The following is a 17028-nucleotide window of genomic DNA, read 5'->3' on the forward strand; positions in this document are numbered from 1 at the left end:
ATCGTCATCAAGGCGAACTCGGGTCTGTCGGACGCCGAGATCGACAAGATGGTCAAGGACGCCGAAGCGAACGCCGAAGAAGACCGTCGTCTGCGTGAACTGGCCGACTCGCGCAATCAGGGCGACGCGCTGGCGCACAGCACGAAGAAGGCCGTGGCTGAATACGGCGACAAGGTTGAAGCGGCTGAGAAGGAGAAGATCGAAGCGGCGTTGAAGGACCTGGAAGAGGCGCTGAAGAGCAGCACGGCTGACAAGGCAACGATCGACGCAAAGATCGAAGCGCTGGCCACGGCGTCGCAGAAACTCGGCGAAAAGATGTACGCCGACATGGCGGCAGCGCAGGGCGTGGGAGGCGAGGCGGCGAGCGCGACAGGTGCGGCGGGCGCAGCAGGTGCAGCAAGCGGTCCCGGTGCACAAACCGCGCCCGAGCAGGACGACGACGTTGTCGATGCCGACTTCAAGGAGGTGAAGAAGGACTGAGTCGACGAAGCTGTCGCACGCGCCGTGCGAGTGCCTTGCAGACAAACCACGTGATTCGCGAGGCCCGGCTTATCCAGGAGGGAGCCGCCGGGCCGATCAACGTTAATCGAGCGTAGTGGCACCTCAAAGCGAAGGCGAGGTCTTGTTGGCTGAATTGAATAATATTATGGCCAGCTTGTGCAATGACGTCCGGTCACCTGCACCGCCTGATGCCTTTATCGAAAACCAAAAAGAATAAGTAAAACGCTCTTTCCTGATGGCCGTGTATAAACCGCGCGAATGATTTGATCCGCTGCGCACAGTGCACATGTCTCATTTCGCGACAGGTGCGGTCGCAGCTAGCCGGTCAAGCGTCCGATTCTGCGACAGTGGCTCGAATTCCTGAGCTGGCCGGGTCGCTTTCAATTCATTCAATTCCTTTTGTCCGTCAAGCGCCAAGGCACTGTTTCGATGAGGTGCGCGTCATCGGCATGGAGATTGCATAAACGAAAGCGATAAAAACGCGTTGGACAAACCGGTGAGCCTGCTCGCTTCATAAAAGGCCGGCAAGTTCCCATGCAAGCCGTCAAGCGGTGATAAGGAGACGAAACGTGAAAGCTTCAGTGCTGCATGAGTACGATGAATCATTGAGCCGTGACGAGTTCGTGCGTTACGAGGAAGTCGCTGATCCGAAGATAGGGCGGCCCACCGACGTTATCGTGCGTATTGGAGGGGCCGGTGTGTGCCGCACCGACCTGCATGTCGTCGAAGGCATCTGGCGCAGCAAGGTCGACGTGGTCCTGCCCTACATCATGGGCCACGAAAACGCCGGCTGGGTCGAGGCGGTGGGCTCCGCGGTGGAGAGTGTCAAGGTCGGCGACGCGGTGATCTGCCATCCGCTCGTGACAAGCGGTTATTGCCTGGCGTGCAGGCGCGGTGACGACATGCATGCGACCGACAGCAGTTTTCCCGGCATCAACGCCAACGGCGGTTATGCCGAATATCTGCTAACGGGCGAGCGTTCGCTGATCAAGCTGCCGAAGTCTCTTGCGCCCAAGGACGTTGCGCCTTATACCGACGCCGGACTGACCGCGTACCGTGCTGCCAAGAAGGCATCGCGCCATTTGCTGCCTGGCCAGTTCGCCGTTGTCATTGGCGCCGGCGGCCTGGGACACATCGGCATCCAGGTCTTGAAAGCGCTTTGCGCTGCGGAAATCATCGTGGTCGACCGCTCGGAAACTGCGTTGCAACTGGCGAAGGATTGCGGTGCGGATCATACGGTCAAGGGCGGCGGCGACGAGGTGCAAAGCGTGCTCGAGTTGACCAGCGGCAACGGCGCGGAGGCCGTCATCGATTTCGTCGGTGAAGGTGATGCGGTCGCCAAGGGCCTCGCCATGACGCGCAACGGCGGGTTCTATTACATCGTCGGTTATGGCGGGAAGATCGACTTGCCGACCATCGACATGATCACCAGCGAGAAAACCATTGTCGGCAATCTGGTCGGCACTTATCCCGAGCTGGTCGAGTTGATGGCGCTCGCCGATCGTGGACTGGTTCATCTGGCGACGAAGGAATATCGCCTGAGCGAGGCGAACCAGGCGCTCAAGGACCTGCATCACGGCAAGGTCAGGGGCCGCGCGGTGCTGATTCCATAGCGATAGGGATCCGACAGGGAGGACGCCGTGGCGTCGCAGCAAAATTCAATGCCAATTCCCGAACGCGTGCGCCTGGTCATTGCATTGACCGAGGTTAATTCCCGCTACTTGCGTGGTGAAAACCGCTGCGCCGGCGCTGAGATCGAGTTGGCGTGTGCGCTTGCGTGCGAGGAGCGCGAAGGCGCCACGCCGGATCGGACACGGGATATCGCGGAGTTGCGGGAGCGGTTGGACGCTTCGGAAAACGAGTTGCTGGCTATCGAAGCCGAGCGTGACTGGCTTGAGAACGAGCTGGCGAATTTCGACACGGCGCAGTCCGGCAAGAAACCAGGGGAGTGGCAATGAATCGAATTCCCGTCACTGTTCTTACCGGCTTTCTCGGCGCAGGAAAAACCACGCTGCTCAATCGCATACTGCGCGAGCAGCACGGCCGGCGTTATGCGGTGATCGTCAACGAATACGGCGAACTCGGCATCGACGGGGACCTCGTCGTGGGCGCGGAAGATGAGGTAATTGAACTGAACAACGGCTGTGTGTGCTGCAAGGTGCGCGGCGACCTGATCCGCGTAGTGTCGGGGCTGGTCAAACGCAAGGGCGGCTTCGACGGCATCCTGATCGAGATGTCGGGAATGGCGGACCCCGCGCCGGTGGTTCAGACATTCTTTGTAGACGATGTCATTCGTCAACGCACCCGGCTCGACAGCGTGATTTGCGTGGCCGACGCGCTGCACCTCCAGGCACGTCTGGCGGACAGCCGTGAGGCCGCGGAGCAACTGGCGCAGGCGGACATCGTACTGCTCAACAAGACGGATCTCGTCGACGCAACTGGCCTGGCTTCGGTAGAGGTGGCCATACGAGGCATCAATCCCACTGCGGAGTTGCTGCACAGTGTTCGCTGCGCTGTGCCCCTGGCTACGCTACTGGATCGAGGTGCATTCGATCTCAAGCGCCTTCATCTTGCCAACTCGCCAGGGAATACGGACCAGCCGCCCCGTGATGAACGCCCCTTCCGCCACATATCCGTGAGTCCCGGCCGTCACAGCCACGGCATAGATTGCGTGTCGCTGCGCGTCGAGAAGCCGCTTGAACGCAGCCGATTCCTTTCGTGGCTGCAGCAACTGGTGGTCGAGCAAGGCCAGGATCTGTTGAGAGCCAAAGGGATCGTCGACCTGGCGGGATCAGACCGCCGCTTTGTGTTCCAGGGCGTGCATATGACCATGGACACGGATTTCGACCGGCCCTGGCGAGTGGACGAAGTACGCGATAGCAGGCTGGTGTTTATCGGGCGCAATCTCGATCGGCTCGGATTGCGGGAGAGTATTGGGCATTGCAAGACCGACCTATGAACGCGCCACTGCCTTTGATTGAACTGCTTGGGGCCAGTTGGATGACGGAGGCGCCCGTGGTTGCGCTTGCGTGGGACGTTGCCGGGCGCAATGCGGGATTTGCGCTCGGTGACGGTACGGTGGCGCTCGCGGCGGGCGAATGGCCTGGCGGCCCGGCGCTCAAGCCCCGGCAGGGTGGTGGAGTCGAGTTCGTGCAGGCGCGGGAACCCCCAGCGCCAGTGGCCCGCTTCAGCGTGCATGACGGCACCTGCCTGGCGCTTGCTGCCGATCCCGAAGGAGGTTTTCTCAGCGGTGGTGACGACGGCCGGCTTGTCCACTTGAATGGGGATGGCGCGAGCGAGGTGCTCGTCAATGTCGATGGCGAATGGATCGACCTTGTGGCAACCAGTCAGGCCGGGCGAGCTTATGCAACGGGGCGCCGGGTTCATTGGCTGGGGACGAAGCCTGCCAGTCTCGCGTTACCGGGTTCGGCAACAGCCCTTGTTTTCAATGCCGCCGGCGACCAGTTGGCGATCGGCCATCATGGCGGAGTCACGCTGTGGCCGCTTGACGCTCACGTTCCCCGCCTGCTTGCGTGGCCCGGCTATCACCGCAGCGTCGCCTGGAGTCCCGACGGCCGCTATCTCGTGAGCGGCATGGAAGAGAACGCGCTGCACGGGTGGCGTTTGCCGGACGGCGGCGACATCGAGATGGGCGGTTATCCCGGGCAACCCCGGTCGCTATCGTTTTCAGCGGACGGCCGGGTGCTCGTTACGAGCGGCGGTCCGCGCGCGGTTTGCTGGCGATTCGACCCGCCCGGTGGCGATGACCAGCCGCGAGAATGCGGCATCGTGGGGAAGACCCCCGTCACTCAGGTCGTTTGTCATCCCACTCATCCTTTGATTGCGGTTGGGTATCACAACGGCGCGGTACTGCTGTGCCAGCCGGGCGGCAGTGATGTGCTGTTCGTCAAGGCGGCCGGCGACAGTCCTGTCAGCACGATCGCGTGGTCGCCCGATGGCGGACGGCTGGCAATGGGCACGGAGGCAGGCGAGATTGGCCTGGTGTCGTTGCCGGAGGCGCTGTTTCATTTCGGAAGCCCGAGATGAGCGAGCGGGCAAGATCCATTACATACAAAGAAGGAGACAACGATGACCCATGAAAACCTCACCAAGGACCAGTTCTTCGAGCGGCTGGGGGCGATTGGCGACGAAATGATCGCAGCTTACGGCAAGGACTTCGCGATGGGTGCGCTGGTCCTCGCCGCGCGGTTTATTGCCGAGAGGAAACCGGATAGCGGTAAAGCCGAGAGCGTGATCTATACGGGAGAAACGCGAGTGTAGGTGGTTGTGCATCGAACCTTTGGGCCGCGACGACTCCCTATCCAGATAGATAATTTGTTTTCCTAATTAATTAAATAATCTGCTTGAAAATACGATGATGCCTTTCCAACTTCGTCATATGGCCGCTGAGCGTCCGCAGATTTGCACCCGTACCTGCTCAGCCGAGAGTGGAAGGAGCGTCCCAATATCGGACAGACAGGTTGAATGCGAATGTCGCATAACAAAACAGAATTCCTGGCCGGGAGATGACGCAAATAACCGCATGCACCGCACAGCCTTATAGGGCGCGACGTTAGCCTCGTTGGCACGCAAATCGCTCTATGAGAGCAGATCAAGACGCAAGCGTCGATGATCCGAAGTGCATAACAAAACGACAGGAGGCATGGATCGTGAAGACCGGACCATGACCACCGGCCTGTGTTGTTGATTGTTGACTCTGGCCGTGGCGTTACGCGGCCCTGCCCGTAGCACCGCCGTATGACCGTGAAATACGACGGTGATTCGTGAAATGAAAAAGGAGAGCTCAATGTCTGATGGATTAACCCTCAACAAGATCACCTCCCAGCGTGGGATCAGCATTGGCGAGGCGGCACGCCGCGTTGCCGATCTCGGCTGGACACCCAGTTACGTTCAGGAGGCGATGACCTTCCCGACGGACTACAAGATCAGCAAGGCGCCTCGCGACCCGATGAAACAGGTGCTGCGCTCCTATTTTCCGATGCAGGAGGAAAAGGATAACCGCGTCTACGGTGCCTTGGATGCGGCGTTGCGCGGCGACATGTTCCGCAACGTGCAGCCGCGTTGGGTCGAGTGGATGAAGCTGTTCCTGGCGATTATCCCGTTCCCGGAAATTTCGGCGGCACGGTCGATGGCGATGCTCGGTCGCCTGGCGCCCGGAGAAGAACTACGTACGGGTTTCACGATGCAGATGGTCGACGAGTTCCGGCACTCGACTATCCAGATGAACCTCAAGAAGTGGTACATGGAGAACTACATCGACCCGGCCGGGTTTGATATCACCGAGGCGGCATTCGGCAAGTGCTACGCGACCACGATCGGTCGCCAGTTTGCTGAAGGGTTCCTGACCGGCGACGCCGTCACCGCAGCGAACGTGTTCCTGCAAGTGGTCGCCGAAACGGCCTTCACGAACACCTTGTTTGTCGCCATGCCTTCAGAAGCGGCACGCAACGGCGACTATGCATTGCCGACGGTGTTCCTGTCCGTGCAGTCCGACGAAAGCCGGCACATAGGCAATGGCCATTCGCTGGTGATGTCGGTCATCAACGACCCGGACAACCATCTGTTGCTCGAGCGCGATCTTCGTTACGCCTTCTGGCAGAACCACGCCATTGTGGACGCAGCCATTGGCACGTTCATCGAGTACGGCACCACGGACCGGGACAAGACCAAGGAGTCGTATGCCGAGTTGTGGCACCGGTGGATCTATGAGGATTACTACCGCACGTACATGCTGCCGCTGGAGAAATACGGCATCAAGATTCACCACGACGACGTGGGGGCCGCATGGGATCGCCTGGTGAAGAAGAATTACGTGCACAAGGTTGCACAGTTCTTCTCCGTGGGCTGGCCGGTCAACTTCTGGCGGATCGAGGCGCAGACCGAAAAGGACTTCGAGTGGTTCGAGCACAAGTACCCGGGCTGGTACGCAGAATTCGGCGACTACTGGAAGTGGTACGCGAAGAAGAGTGTGCCTGGCGAGACCAACATGCTGTTCGACCAGGAGAATGGTTACGTGTACCCGCACCGCTGCTGGAGCTGCCTGGTGCCGTGCCTGATCCGGGAAGACTTCGTAGTCGATGAAGTGGACGGGCAGCTGTACACGTATTGCTCCGAGTTGTGCCGCTGGACCCACAAGGTAGCGTTCGCCTCGGAATACGAGGGGCGGCCGACGCCGGCCATGGGGCGCTTCAGCGGACGCCGCGAATGGGAAGAGTGCTACCACGGCTGGGATCTGGCTGATTGCATCAAGGATCTCGGTTTTGTCCGCAGCGACGGCAAGACCCTGGTGCCGCAGCCGCATCTCCGGTTCGACGACAAGAACATGTGGACGCTCGACCATGTTCGCGGTCACATCATCCAGAGCCCGATCGTCCTGCTGCGGGCAATGACGCCGGAGCAGCGCGAAAAGCACATCGCTGAATATCGAGCCGGTTTCAAGATTAATCCGGTGAACTGACGAAGCGGTGCCGTCCGGGAGAGATTCAGCGCACGAGTGGGTGATCACCGCTCCCGGACGAATCAGGAGGGGACGATGAGCAGCATGAACGATACGCAATGGAAGAGGGATGCCATGCCGGAAACAGTCGATTACCAGACAGTTCATACAGTGCGATTCGAGCCTGTCGGCGTCGAGATGGAGGTCGCGGAGGGCGAGACCGTGCTGGATGCCGCCTTCCGCCAGGGCATCTCGGTGATGCACGGATGCAAGGAAGGACAATGCAGCAGTTGCAAGTCCCTGTTGATCGAGGGCGACGTGGAGTTGAAGAAGTACTCGACCTTCGCGCTGCCCGACTATGAGCGCGAGACGAATCACATCCTGCTGTGCAGGACGCTCGCCTTCAGCGACCTGACGGTGGAACTGCTGAACTACGACGAAGACCTGATGCGCCGCTCCATTGCGGTGAAAGAATTCGGGGCGACGCTGACGAAGATAAGTGCGCTGACGCACGACATCAGGCTGCTCGAAGTGGAACTGGACCAGCCGCTGAGGTTTTGGGCCGGGCAGTATGTCGACCTGACCATTCCTGGGCTGGACATCACACGGTCGTTCTCCATGGCAAGCGTTCCGAGCGAGCCCGGGGGGCAGACGAGCCTTGCGTTCATCATCAAGAAGTATCCCAACGGCGCTTTTTCTTCCCAGCTTGACGACGGCCTCAAGCCGGGTGACCGGCTGGTGGCGAAGGGACCGTACGGCACTTGCTTCCGACGGGAAGAACAGCCGGGGCCGATGGTGCTGGTGGGCGGCGGCTCCGGAATGTCTCCCTTGTGGTCGATCCTCAACGATCTCGTCCAGAACGGCGAGCAAAGACCGGTGCGCTTCTTCTACGGCGCGCGTACCCGTCGCGACTTGTTCTATCTCGACGATTTCGCCGGACTCACGGAGAAGCTGGCCGACTTCCGCTTTATCCCGGCACTGTCGCACGCTGAAGCGGGCGATGACTGGACCGGCGAGACCGGCTTCATTCACGAGGTGCTTGGACGGACCTTGCGCGAGGAAGCGCTTGCCGGCGAGATCGATGCTTATACGTGTGGTCCGACACCGATGATCGACGCAGTGATGCCCGTGCTGCAGATGGCGGGCGTTTCACCCGAACGGCTTTATTTCGACAAATTTACCCAGGCCGTCCGATGACCGGCCCCCTGGCAGGGCTTCAGACCGGAAGTTCCGATAAATGAAAGACGAAGGAGGATCGACATGAGCACCACGATAGAGCAACCGGCGCCATTTGCATCAGGCGCGGCCGGCGCTGCCCAGTTCGCCGGCTGGGACAGCCGCAAGTACAACTACTTTGAACCCAAGGGGCGCAAGGCGACCCATTACGAGGACATGACCGTCGACGTTCAGCCGGACCCGAAGCGCTACCTGCTGCAGGACTGGATCATCTCGTTCGCCGATGGCACGCCGACCTACTCGGAAACATGGACCGCCGTGAAATGCACGGACTGGCACAAGTTCCGCGCGGTCGATGAAGAATGGGAGCGCACCCACTATCAACGCCAGTCCACGATCATCGGCATGATCAGCGGCGCGATTGGCAATGCCCGGCGCTCGGGCGCGGTGAAGCGTTTCGACAAGGCGTGGCTCAAGGTGCTGGAGCAGCATCTTGGCGCATACAAGCATGCGGAATTTGGCCTGGGTACCGCGACCATGCATGCCCAGCGCTACGGCGTGACGCAGATGATCAACAGCGCCATCCTCACGAATGCATCGTACAAGCTGCGCTTTGCGCAGGACCTGACGCTGTACCTGGGGGAGATCGCACTGGACGCGCCGAACCTGGACCTCGACGCCGGCAAGTCTCACTGGCTGAACGACCCGATCTGGCAGGAAACGCGCCGGGCGGTGGAGGCTATTGGCGGTGCAACCGACTTCCTCGAAAAGTACTTCGCGGTGAACGTGGTCTTCGAGCCGCTGGTGGCGGACCTGTTCCGCAGCGGTTTCATCATGCAGATGGCCGCATCGCAAAACGACTTCCTGACGCCTACGGTTGTTTCCGCGGCTGAGGGCGACTATGAGCGCAACCTGGCCAACGCGGTCGAGCTGTTTCACATGCTTGCCAACGACCCCAAGCACGGCGACGCCAACCGCAAGCTGTTCGGCGAGTGGCTGGAAAAGCACGGCGCCCTGGCGTCCGAGGCAGCGAAACGCCTGCAGCCGGTCTGGTCGATTCCGCATGTCAAGGTGGTGCAGTTCAACGACAGCATGAACAGTGCGATCGAGCGCGCCGAGATGATTGCCCGTGAGATCGGCATTCATTTCCCGCTGGCGATCCAGGCCTGAGCCATTCTTTAGTCACACCACCTAACCGGGAATAGGAGTACGCGATGTCAGTGCATACCGACAACATCTTCAAGTCGATGAAAGACGTTCGTTTCGAGCAAACCATTTCTCACCAGTGCGGCGTCACCATGAACGATAGCGTCGAGGCACGCGCCATTGCGGAGTTGATGGCGCATAAACCCGGCATCACGGTGACCTACCTGCCCGCGATGATTCGTATAGACGGGCAGGGGAAGATCGAGTTCAAGATGAGTGAGATCAGCGAATCGCTCGGCCGCGAGATGACCCCGCATCTGTTCGAGATCTCCACCTCGACCCACTACGGGCGGATGGTGATGATAGACGACGACACCGTCGTGCTGTTCGGCAACATGGACGACGCCATGGCTTACGAGTGACAACCTGGGCGCGACCGTATCGCACTTCGCGACCGGCTTTGCATGACCTTTGCGTGGCATGAAGCCGGTCGTTCTCGCACAACCATGGAGACAATGTCATGTATCGAACCAAGGACGGTGAAGAGATCTTCATCATCGACGGGCACGTCCATCTCTGGGACGGCAGCAAGGCGAACCTCAAGAATGTGCATGGTCAGCAGTTCATTGATTGCTTCTATGCCTATCATTCGAACCTGAGTCCCAAGGAGTATTTGTGGCCGAAGGAGAAGTTCGACAAGTACGGCGAGAAAGCCATGTACGACGACCTGTTCGTCACAGGCTACGACGACATGGCAATTTGCCAGCCGACCTACCTGACGGACTTCTACAAGAACGGCTTCAACACGACCGAGGCCAACTATGTATTGAAGGAGAAATACCCGAACCGGTTTATCGTCAACGGTGCGTTTGACCCCCGTGACGGCGAGGCCGGGCTCGATCACCTGGAGGAGTTGTCCGAACGCTACAAGATCCAGGGCGTCAAGCTCTATACCGCTGAATGGCGCGGTGACAGCAAGGGCTACAAGCTGTCGGACCCGGGCATGCAGAGATACTTCGAGCGCTGCGAAAAACTGGGCATCAAGAACATCCATGTGCACAAGGGCCCGACAATCCTGCCGTTGAACCGCGATGCGTTCGATGTTGCCGATGTCGACGACGCGGCTACGAGTTTCCAGAACCTGAACTTCATTGTCGAGCACTGCGGCTTGCCGCGCCTGGACGATTTCTGCTGGATCGCGACCCAGGAAACCAACGTATATGGCGGCCTTGCGGTGGCGCTGCCGTTCATCCACACGCGCCCGGAGTATTTCGCTCATGTGATTTCGGAGCTGCTTTTCTGGATCGGCGAAGACAAGATCCTGTACGGCAGCGACTACGGTATCTGGTCGCCGAAGTGGCTGATCGAGAAGTTCATGGCGTTCGAGTTGCCCGAATCCGTTGCCAAGGAGACCGGCGTTCAACTGTCGCTGACGGCGAAGAAGAAAATCCTTGGGCTCAACGCGGCACGGCTGTATGGCGTGGACGTGGAAGCGCAGAAGAAGCTGCTGGCTGATACGCGCCAGACGGTCACGGTATGACCATCATGGCAGATGTTGCTACCGATGAGCGGACCGCGGAGGTGTGGGCGCAACTGGAGTCCGTTATCGATCCCGAGCTCGACGAATCGGTGACGGAACTGGGTTTCGTCACCAGCGTGGGGGTCGATGCCGGCGGACAGGTCCGCATCGATTTTCGCTTGCCGACCTACTGGTGCGCCGCCAATTTCGCCTTCCTGATGGCCGACGACATGCGTATTGCCGTTGCCTCGTTGCCGTGGGTCAGGAAGGTCACGGTAGGTCTCGGCGAGCATATGTATGCAGACGAGATCAATCTTGGCGTCGCGGCCGGGCTGTCGTTCCAGGCCACGTTCGGCAGTGAAGCCAGCGGCGAACTGGAAGAAGTTCGCCGGACCTTCATGGTCAAGGCTTTCCAGCGAAGGCAGGAAGCGCTGTTGACGTATCTGCTCGATCACGGGCATGAGCCGGCGGCATTGCTGCGGCTAACCGTGGCGCAACTTGCCGCGCTACCTTGCAATTCAGCGGGTCGTCGCCTGGTCGAACGCTATCTGGAGCGACGTCCTGTGGTCGGGGCAGGCGCTGACGCTGACGCAGTTGCCTTCGTCGACCGGGACGGCGCATTGCTCGATGCCGGGCAGATCCACGCCTACTTGCGCGGCTTGCGACGGGTCGGCGTCAACGCCGAATTCAACAGTGCGCTGTGTCGCGGTCTGCTTGCCACCCGATACGGCACGGGATGCGCGTCTCAAGTGGAGGTCAAGCCGGTGCATTTTGTTCGTTCAATCAGCGCGCTCAGGGCAATCTAAAATGGTTTGTAATCCAAACCAATCATAAACGGAGACAGGCAATCATGCCGAATATCATGTTGCACGATGATGAGGCCCGCATGGCTCTCGGCCGAGGAGTGGCCAAGCTCGCCAAGGCGGTACGTGGCACGCTCGGCCCCCGCGGGATGAATGCGATCATCGACCGGCCAATCGGAACGCCGATCATCTCTCGCGACGGCGTGAGTATCGCCAACGAGATCGAACTGGAAGACGTGTTCGAAAATATCGGCGCGCAGGTGGTCAGGGAGGTCTCGAAGCAGACCAATGAAGTCGCCGGCGACGGTACCACCACGGCGACCGTCCTGGCCGATGCACTGGTGCAGGACGGCCTTGCCTGTCTCGCGGAAGGGGCGAACCCGGTGGAACTCGTGCAGGGTCTCGAGACCGCTGTCACCGAGGTCATTGCAGCGCTGAAACGCACCGCGACTCCGCTGCGTGGCGGCGAGGAGGTGCGAGCGGTAGCCATAGTGGCCGCCAACGATGAGGTCACCGGCACAATGGTGGCCGAGGCGCTTGAGCGGGTCGGGCCGGATGGCATTGTCGACGTCGAATATGGGACAACGGTCGAAACGCTTCTGGAAGTGGTCGACGGCATGGCCTTCGATCGTGGCTACCTGTCTCATCACATGGTCACGGACCTGGAACGAATGCAGGTGGTGCTCGATAACCCGCTCATTCTGATGACCGACCAGCGGCTGCAGTCGGCGGAGGAGGTGGCGGCCGTCCAGGCGCTCATAGCGAAAAGCAAGCGCCCGCTGCTGATCATTGCGGAAGAGGTCGCGCCCGCCTGTGTGGTGAGCCTGCTCGCCTGGCGAGACAACGGCGGGGTTCCCGTGGCGGCCATCCATCCGCCCGAGTACGGGCATTGGCGCAAGGCTATGCTCGAGGACATAGCCATTGTCACGGGAGGCCGGGTGATTGCCCGCGACCTGGGCGGAAAACTCGAGACCACGGAACTGCGGGATCTCGGCAGCGCGCGGCAAGTGCGCATTTCAGCCAACCAGACCATCATTACGGCCGGTGGCGGGGACCCGGTCGGCATTATCGCGCGTCGTCAGCAGGTGGCACGCCAGTACGAGATGGCGCCGGAGAATGTTGAACGGGACAAGTTCCAGGTGCGCCTCGCCAAACTATCGGGGGGCACCGCGATGATCCTGGCAGGCGGCGCCACGCCGGTCGAACAGAAGCGCCGGCTTCATTTGATCGAGGATGCGATCAACGCGGCGCGCGCGGCCATTGCCGAGGGAGTTGTGCCGGGAGGGGGAATGGCACTGTTGCGGGTGTCTTCTGAACTCGAAGGGATCGTTTCCCGGACCCAGGGGAGTGTCCAGCAGGGCGCGAGACTGCTGCAGCGGGCTCTGACGAAGCCGCTGTTTCACATCGCGACGAACTGTGGCCTGAATGGCGAGGCGATCGTGGCCGAGGCGGTGCGGTCGAGACCGGGCATGGGACTCGACGCACGCACTGGCGCCTTTGTGAACCTGATTGAAGCGGGCATCATCGATCCGGTGAAGGTCAGCTACAGCGCGGTGCGCAATGCCGCATCGGTTGCCGGGTTGATCCTGACCACCCAGACCCTGATTGCCAAGAAACCGGAGACAATCGATCCCACCGCGGGCCCTGCGCTTGGCGGCGGCGCCGAAGTGTTTGGCCGGAAATAGTCCTGCTGTGGCCGGTCTCCATGCGGAGGCCGGTTATCCAGGTGTAAATAATTCGGAATCCGAATCAGGTGGCGGCGTTTAATTACAACTGCCTGATATAAGGTGTCGAATCCATTTCACACGAACCGCGGCCGGACTGGCCACGCTTTGTAATAGCGGGCTACTACGTCTTCAGCCGTTGAGTCATTTTTTCTGGGAATCACGCTCCAGGAACCCGGACTATGTCTGCCATGTGCCGCATAAAAGAATAGTTGATCATGTTGGCCGGGGCGTGTTTTCCCGAGCGGACCTGATCAAAAGCTAGGCATATACTAGTCCGTGGTGTTGTTGCCAGCTTACAGATTGAATAGCGAGAAGCGCCAGCTGCAACGCCAGATAGCGAGTCGCGACGAAGCCTGCCTTGAGGGGTTTCGCGTTGACCAATCGCATCGGAGGAGACTTGTGGCGAGACATCAAATCGAGAGTGCATCGGGTCCTGCTGATCGGGCCGTGATGCATGGCCTGATGGCCCAGGCGCAGCGCGCCGACGTCCTCCACTCTGACCGCGACACCATGCGTGCATGGGAGCGTTTCCTCGCGGGCGAGTCAGCAGTAGCGGTTCCTTCGGCTCTCATTGCATCCTGGCAGCGTAGTCTGGAATCCGGCGTCAGTCCATCTGCGCGCCTCGCGCCGTTCGCGGTGCACGGCGATGCGGTCGAGGCTTTGCGTTGGCGTCATCGAGAGTTGCTGGCAGCGTCCGACCGGCTGTTCACCGCGACGGCGGATCTGTTTGCGGATTCACATTCCATCCTGCTCCTGACCAACCAGGATGGGGTGATTCTCAAGGCGGCAGGGGACCTGCGCACGTTGACGGCCGGCGAGAAGATCCATTTGACGATAGGCGGCGACTGGCGTGAAGGGATGGCCGGCACCAACGGCATCGGCACCGCGCTCGCGACCGGCGAGCCAACGTATATTCATGGATCAGAACACTTCTGCGAAGGTATCAAGTCCTGGAGTTGCGCGGCGGCGCCGATTTGCGAACCGGGGACCGGTGCAATCATCGGTGTACTCGATATTTCCGGGCCGCCTTCTACTTATCAGATCAATAACCTGACCTTGGCGATTACGGCGGCACGACAGATCGAGATGGTGCTGGCCGAGCAGTCCGCCCGTCAGCATATGCGTCTATTGGCGTTCTGCCTGCAACGGCTTTCATCGTCTGACGCAGCGGGGATGATCGCCATCGACCGGCGCGGCCGGCTCGTACACACTACCGGCCGGGTGCCGCTTCCCGTCGGTTTAGGAGAGCGGTTCCCGGGGATGGACGAGAGCTCGGCCGTGGAGGACTGGGCCCGGCACCTGCCACAAGGCTTGCGTGCCGAATGGTTCAACCCGGTCGTGGTGGAAGGCAGCACGATCGGCGCAATGCTCGTGGTTCCCGCGATTCGATCGCGCTCCCCGGGCAACCGGACGGCCGAGCGCAACCATGCGCTTGGGAACGGAGCGGATAGTGAAAGAGGTGGTAAGCCGGGTAATGAGCCCGGAAGCGAGGCCGACCCGCAACGTAACTGTTTTGCCCAGATACTCGGGCAGAGCGCCGTCATGCTCGCGGCTGTCAATCGGGCTCGTCAGCTTGCCAGCAGGCGTGTACCGGTGTTGATCGAGGGCGAGACCGGGGTCGGCAAGGAACTGTTCGCACGGGCAATACACGGAGAGGAACGTGGGGGCGGAGCTTTCGTCGCGTACAACTGCGGGGCGGCGTCGAAGGAGCTGATCGGCAGCGAGTTGTTCGGCCACGTCCGCGGCGCGTTTACGGGAGCGACTGCAGAGGGACGCCCCGGCCGGTTCGAACTGGCGCACGGCGGCACCCTGTGTCTCGATGAAATCGGCGAGTTGCCGCTCGACCTGCAACCCGTGCTGCTGCGGGCGCTGGAGGAGGGCGTGGTCTACCGGTTAGGAGACACGCAACCACGGCGCGTCGACGTACGCTTGCTGGCAATGACCAATCGTAATCTGCATGACGAAGTAAAATTCGGGCGCTTCCGTGGCGACCTCTACTACCGCATCAGCGTCACCCGCATACGGATCCCGCCGCTGCGCGAGCGGGACATCGACATCGACCTGCTGGTCGAGCATTTCAACCGTCGGCTTGCCCTTCGCCACTCGGTCGCGTTGAGGCGGCTGAACCCCGAAGTCATGGCCGTGCTGCGCGCTTATTCCTGGCCGGGCAACGTCAGGGAGATGCGCAACATCATCGAGAATTTGCTGTTGACCTCGCGCGAGGAGGAGGTCGGGCTCGACGAATTGCCTGCTGAACTGCTCGCCGAAACGGCGACCGCCGGCACGGCGGAGCCGGTGCTGCTTCAATCGACCAGCCTTGAAGAAACTGAGCGTGTTGCCATTGCTCGCGCGGTGTATGACGCTCATGGCAATCTCGCCCAGGCGGCACGTTCGCTAGGCGTGTCGCGCAGCACGCTGTATAGAAAGCTGGAGCTCTATCACCTGGAAGGCATTGTCAAACCCGCCATGGAATGACTGGCTCCATGTCGCAAACAGCTATAGGCGGATTGAACACTGCGTCCGGGCTGTAATCAGCAAGTACTTCGAGCCTTGAGATTCGGCAGCACAAAACGGCGCAGCACGGCATCGGGCACTTGCCAGTCGTTCGGATCGTTGTAATTTCCGGCGGTGACCACCACCACGAGTGCGCGTGCCGGAACGATAGCCAGCAATTGGCCGCCATTGCCGAAACCCATCAAATAGTGTTCGCCGCGAGTTCCCGTCTTGCTCGGATAGGCGATTTCGCCGACTCGCCAGAAGTAGCCATATGACTGCCCGTCACGCACCGTGGCGGCAGGCGTGAAGCAAGCGTCGAGCCACGCCGCGGGCACGATCGTCTTGCCCTTCCATTGGCCGCGGGCGAGCACCAGTTGACCAACACGTGCAAGCTCACGTGGCGTCAGACGCAGCCCGGATGCGGCAATCGCTTCTCCATCCTGGCCTTTCGCCCATGAGAATTTGTCGATACCAAGCGGCTCGAAAAGAACCGAGCGCGCGTAGTCCTCGAGCGGTTGCCCGGTGCCCTTCTCGATCAGTCGGCCGATAAGCGCAACGGCGCCACCGCTGTAGATCCACACTTCACCCGGTGCAGCGACAATCGGGCGTTCGAGCACGTAACGGAATCGATCTGGAGCCGCGTCCATTCCCGTCTCGCTGTTGGCCGGATCCTTATACGAAACATGCTCGTTCCATTGCATGCCGAGGGTCATGGTCAACGCATTGGCGATCGTGAGACCTGCCCGTTGCGGATCACGCGCGAGGTCCGGGTATTCGGGGAACTGCGCCAGAAGCGGCTGGTCGGGTGGCGGGACGCGCTTGTCCGCGAGCGCGATGCCGTAGAGCAACGAAACAAGGCTCTTGGTGACAGAGCGCAGGTCGTGCTGCACGTCGGGACCGAACACGACTTCGCCAGCAGTCGGTTGACCCCGGGTTTCATCGGGACCCGAAAAATAGCGCTCGAACGCTATGTTCCCGTCCTGCACCACCAGGACACTGTGGAGGTTGTGCAGAGGGGCCGCCGCACGAAAGGTCTCGAAGCGGGCGCCGAGATCGGGTGCGAAGCCGGACGCCGCGGAGGGTGCGCTCGCCCACGTGGCGGCTTCAACGAACGATTGCATCTGGCTCATGATGATTGCCGCTCCGGTGAGTTTCAGAAAATCGCGTCGGCTGGAAATCCTGGTCATCAGCGTCTCCTTGAAG

Annotated in this window: 15 protein-coding genes; 14 read left to right on the plus strand and 1 reads right to left on the minus strand. The window is 60.6% G+C overall.

Annotated features, from left to right (window positions below; genetic code table 11):
• From AWB69_RS22380 to AWB69_RS22445, 14 genes are all read left to right on the plus strand, one after another.
• Nucleotides 1-480: Hsp70 family protein (locus AWB69_RS22380; RefSeq protein WP_156528936.1), on the plus strand; the 480-nt coding region annotated here is incomplete at its 5' end.
• A 590-nt stretch (nt 481-1070) separates the two neighbouring features.
• Nucleotides 1071-2114 (plus strand): NAD(P)-dependent alcohol dehydrogenase, encoded by a 1044-nt coding sequence (locus AWB69_RS22385; RefSeq protein WP_062088845.1) that lies wholly within the window; start codon nt 1071-1073, stop codon nt 2112-2114.
• A gap of 48 nt (nt 2115-2162) precedes the next feature.
• On the plus strand, nt 2163-2459 hold the full coding sequence (locus AWB69_RS22390) for a hypothetical protein (protein WP_062088985.1): 297 nt from the start codon (nt 2163-2165) through the stop codon (nt 2457-2459).
• A complete protein-coding gene (locus AWB69_RS22395; protein ID WP_062088847.1) occupies nt 2456-3460 on the plus strand; it encodes a CobW family GTP-binding protein in 1005 nt (334 codons plus the stop codon). The genes AWB69_RS22390 and AWB69_RS22395 overlap by 4 nt, the downstream gene beginning before the upstream one ends.
• On the plus strand, nt 3457-4548 hold the full coding sequence (locus AWB69_RS22400) for a WD40 repeat domain-containing protein (RefSeq protein ID WP_062088848.1): 1092 nt from the start codon (nt 3457-3459) through the stop codon (nt 4546-4548). Before AWB69_RS22395 ends, AWB69_RS22400 begins: the two co-directional genes overlap by 4 nt.
• A 42-nt stretch (nt 4549-4590) precedes the next feature.
• Entirely contained in the window at nt 4591-4782 is a 192-nt protein-coding gene (locus AWB69_RS22405) for a hypothetical protein (RefSeq protein ID WP_062088850.1), read from the plus strand.
• A gap of 526 nt (nt 4783-5308) precedes the next feature.
• A complete protein-coding gene (locus tag AWB69_RS22410; protein WP_062088852.1) occupies nt 5309-6979 on the plus strand; it encodes an aromatic/alkene/methane monooxygenase hydroxylase/oxygenase subunit alpha in 1671 nt (556 codons plus the stop codon).
• A gap of 84 nt (nt 6980-7063) precedes the next feature.
• Entirely contained in the window at nt 7064-8155 is a 1092-nt protein-coding gene (locus AWB69_RS22415) for an NADH:ubiquinone reductase (Na(+)-transporting) subunit F (protein WP_197500298.1), read from the plus strand.
• Between the two features lie 63 nt (nt 8156-8218).
• Entirely contained in the window at nt 8219-9304 is a 1086-nt protein-coding gene (locus AWB69_RS22420) for a ferritin family protein (RefSeq protein ID WP_062088854.1), read from the plus strand.
• A 44-nt stretch (nt 9305-9348) separates the two neighbouring features.
• Nucleotides 9349-9702, plus strand: coding sequence for an MmoB/DmpM family protein (locus AWB69_RS22425; protein ID WP_047897150.1), 354 nt, complete (start codon nt 9349-9351; stop codon nt 9700-9702).
• Nucleotides 9703-9800: 98 nt separating this feature from the next.
• Nucleotides 9801-10820, plus strand: a complete 1020-nt coding sequence (locus AWB69_RS22430) for an amidohydrolase family protein (RefSeq protein WP_062088856.1) — start codon at nt 9801-9803, stop codon at nt 10818-10820.
• Between the two features lie 5 nt (nt 10821-10825).
• Nucleotides 10826-11605: a metal-sulfur cluster assembly factor gene (locus AWB69_RS22435; RefSeq protein ID WP_062088988.1), complete on the plus strand. Its 780-nt coding sequence runs from the start codon at nt 10826-10828 to the stop codon at nt 11603-11605.
• Between the two features lie 44 nt (nt 11606-11649).
• Entirely contained in the window at nt 11650-13287 is a 1638-nt protein-coding gene (groEL, locus tag AWB69_RS22440; protein WP_062088857.1) for a molecular chaperone GroEL, read from the plus strand.
• Between the two features lie 492 nt (nt 13288-13779).
• Complete coding sequence (locus AWB69_RS22445) at nt 13780-15804, plus strand: sigma-54-dependent Fis family transcriptional regulator (protein WP_062088859.1); 2025 nt, start codon at nt 13780-13782, stop codon at nt 15802-15804.
• Nucleotides 15805-15860: 56 nt separating this feature from the next.
• On the opposite strand, the gene AWB69_RS22450 is transcribed toward AWB69_RS22445, so the two are convergent.
• The gene (locus AWB69_RS22450; protein ID WP_197500297.1) at nt 15861-17012 is read right to left on the minus strand and encodes a serine hydrolase domain-containing protein; all 1152 of its coding nucleotides are present in this window, start codon (nt 17010-17012) and stop codon (nt 15861-15863) included.
• Nucleotides 17013-17028 lie beyond the last annotated feature (16 nt).

The organism is Caballeronia udeis, from assembly GCF_001544555.2.
Classification (GTDB): domain Bacteria; phylum Pseudomonadota; class Gammaproteobacteria; order Burkholderiales; family Burkholderiaceae; genus Caballeronia; species Caballeronia udeis.

Coding starts and splice junctions, on each gene's coding strand:
- AWB69_RS22390 (WP_062088985.1), top strand. CDS start 2,163: ATGCCAATTCCCGAACGCGTGCGCCTGGTCATTGCATTGACCGAGGTT.
- AWB69_RS22395 (WP_062088847.1), top strand. CDS start 2,456: ATGAATCGAATTCCCGTCACTGTTCTTACCGGCTTTCTCGGCGCAGGA.
- AWB69_RS22400 (WP_062088848.1), top strand. CDS start 3,457: ATGAACGCGCCACTGCCTTTGATTGAACTGCTTGGGGCCAGTTGGATG.
- AWB69_RS22405 (WP_062088850.1), top strand. CDS start 4,591: ATGACCCATGAAAACCTCACCAAGGACCAGTTCTTCGAGCGGCTGGGG.
- AWB69_RS22410 (WP_062088852.1), top strand. CDS start 5,309: ATGTCTGATGGATTAACCCTCAACAAGATCACCTCCCAGCGTGGGATC.
- AWB69_RS22415 (WP_197500298.1), top strand. CDS start 7,064: ATGAACGATACGCAATGGAAGAGGGATGCCATGCCGGAAACAGTCGAT.
- AWB69_RS22420 (WP_062088854.1), top strand. CDS start 8,219: ATGAGCACCACGATAGAGCAACCGGCGCCATTTGCATCAGGCGCGGCC.
- AWB69_RS22425 (WP_047897150.1), top strand. CDS start 9,349: ATGTCAGTGCATACCGACAACATCTTCAAGTCGATGAAAGACGTTCGT.
- AWB69_RS22430 (WP_062088856.1), top strand. CDS start 9,801: ATGTATCGAACCAAGGACGGTGAAGAGATCTTCATCATCGACGGGCAC.
- AWB69_RS22435 (WP_062088988.1), top strand. CDS start 10,826: ATGGCAGATGTTGCTACCGATGAGCGGACCGCGGAGGTGTGGGCGCAA.
- groEL (WP_062088857.1), top strand. CDS start 11,650: ATGCCGAATATCATGTTGCACGATGATGAGGCCCGCATGGCTCTCGGC.
- AWB69_RS22445 (WP_062088859.1), top strand. CDS start 13,780: ATGCATGGCCTGATGGCCCAGGCGCAGCGCGCCGACGTCCTCCACTCT.
- AWB69_RS22450 (WP_197500297.1), bottom strand. CDS start 17,012: ATGACCAGGATTTCCAGCCGACGCGATTTTCTGAAACTCACCGGAGCG.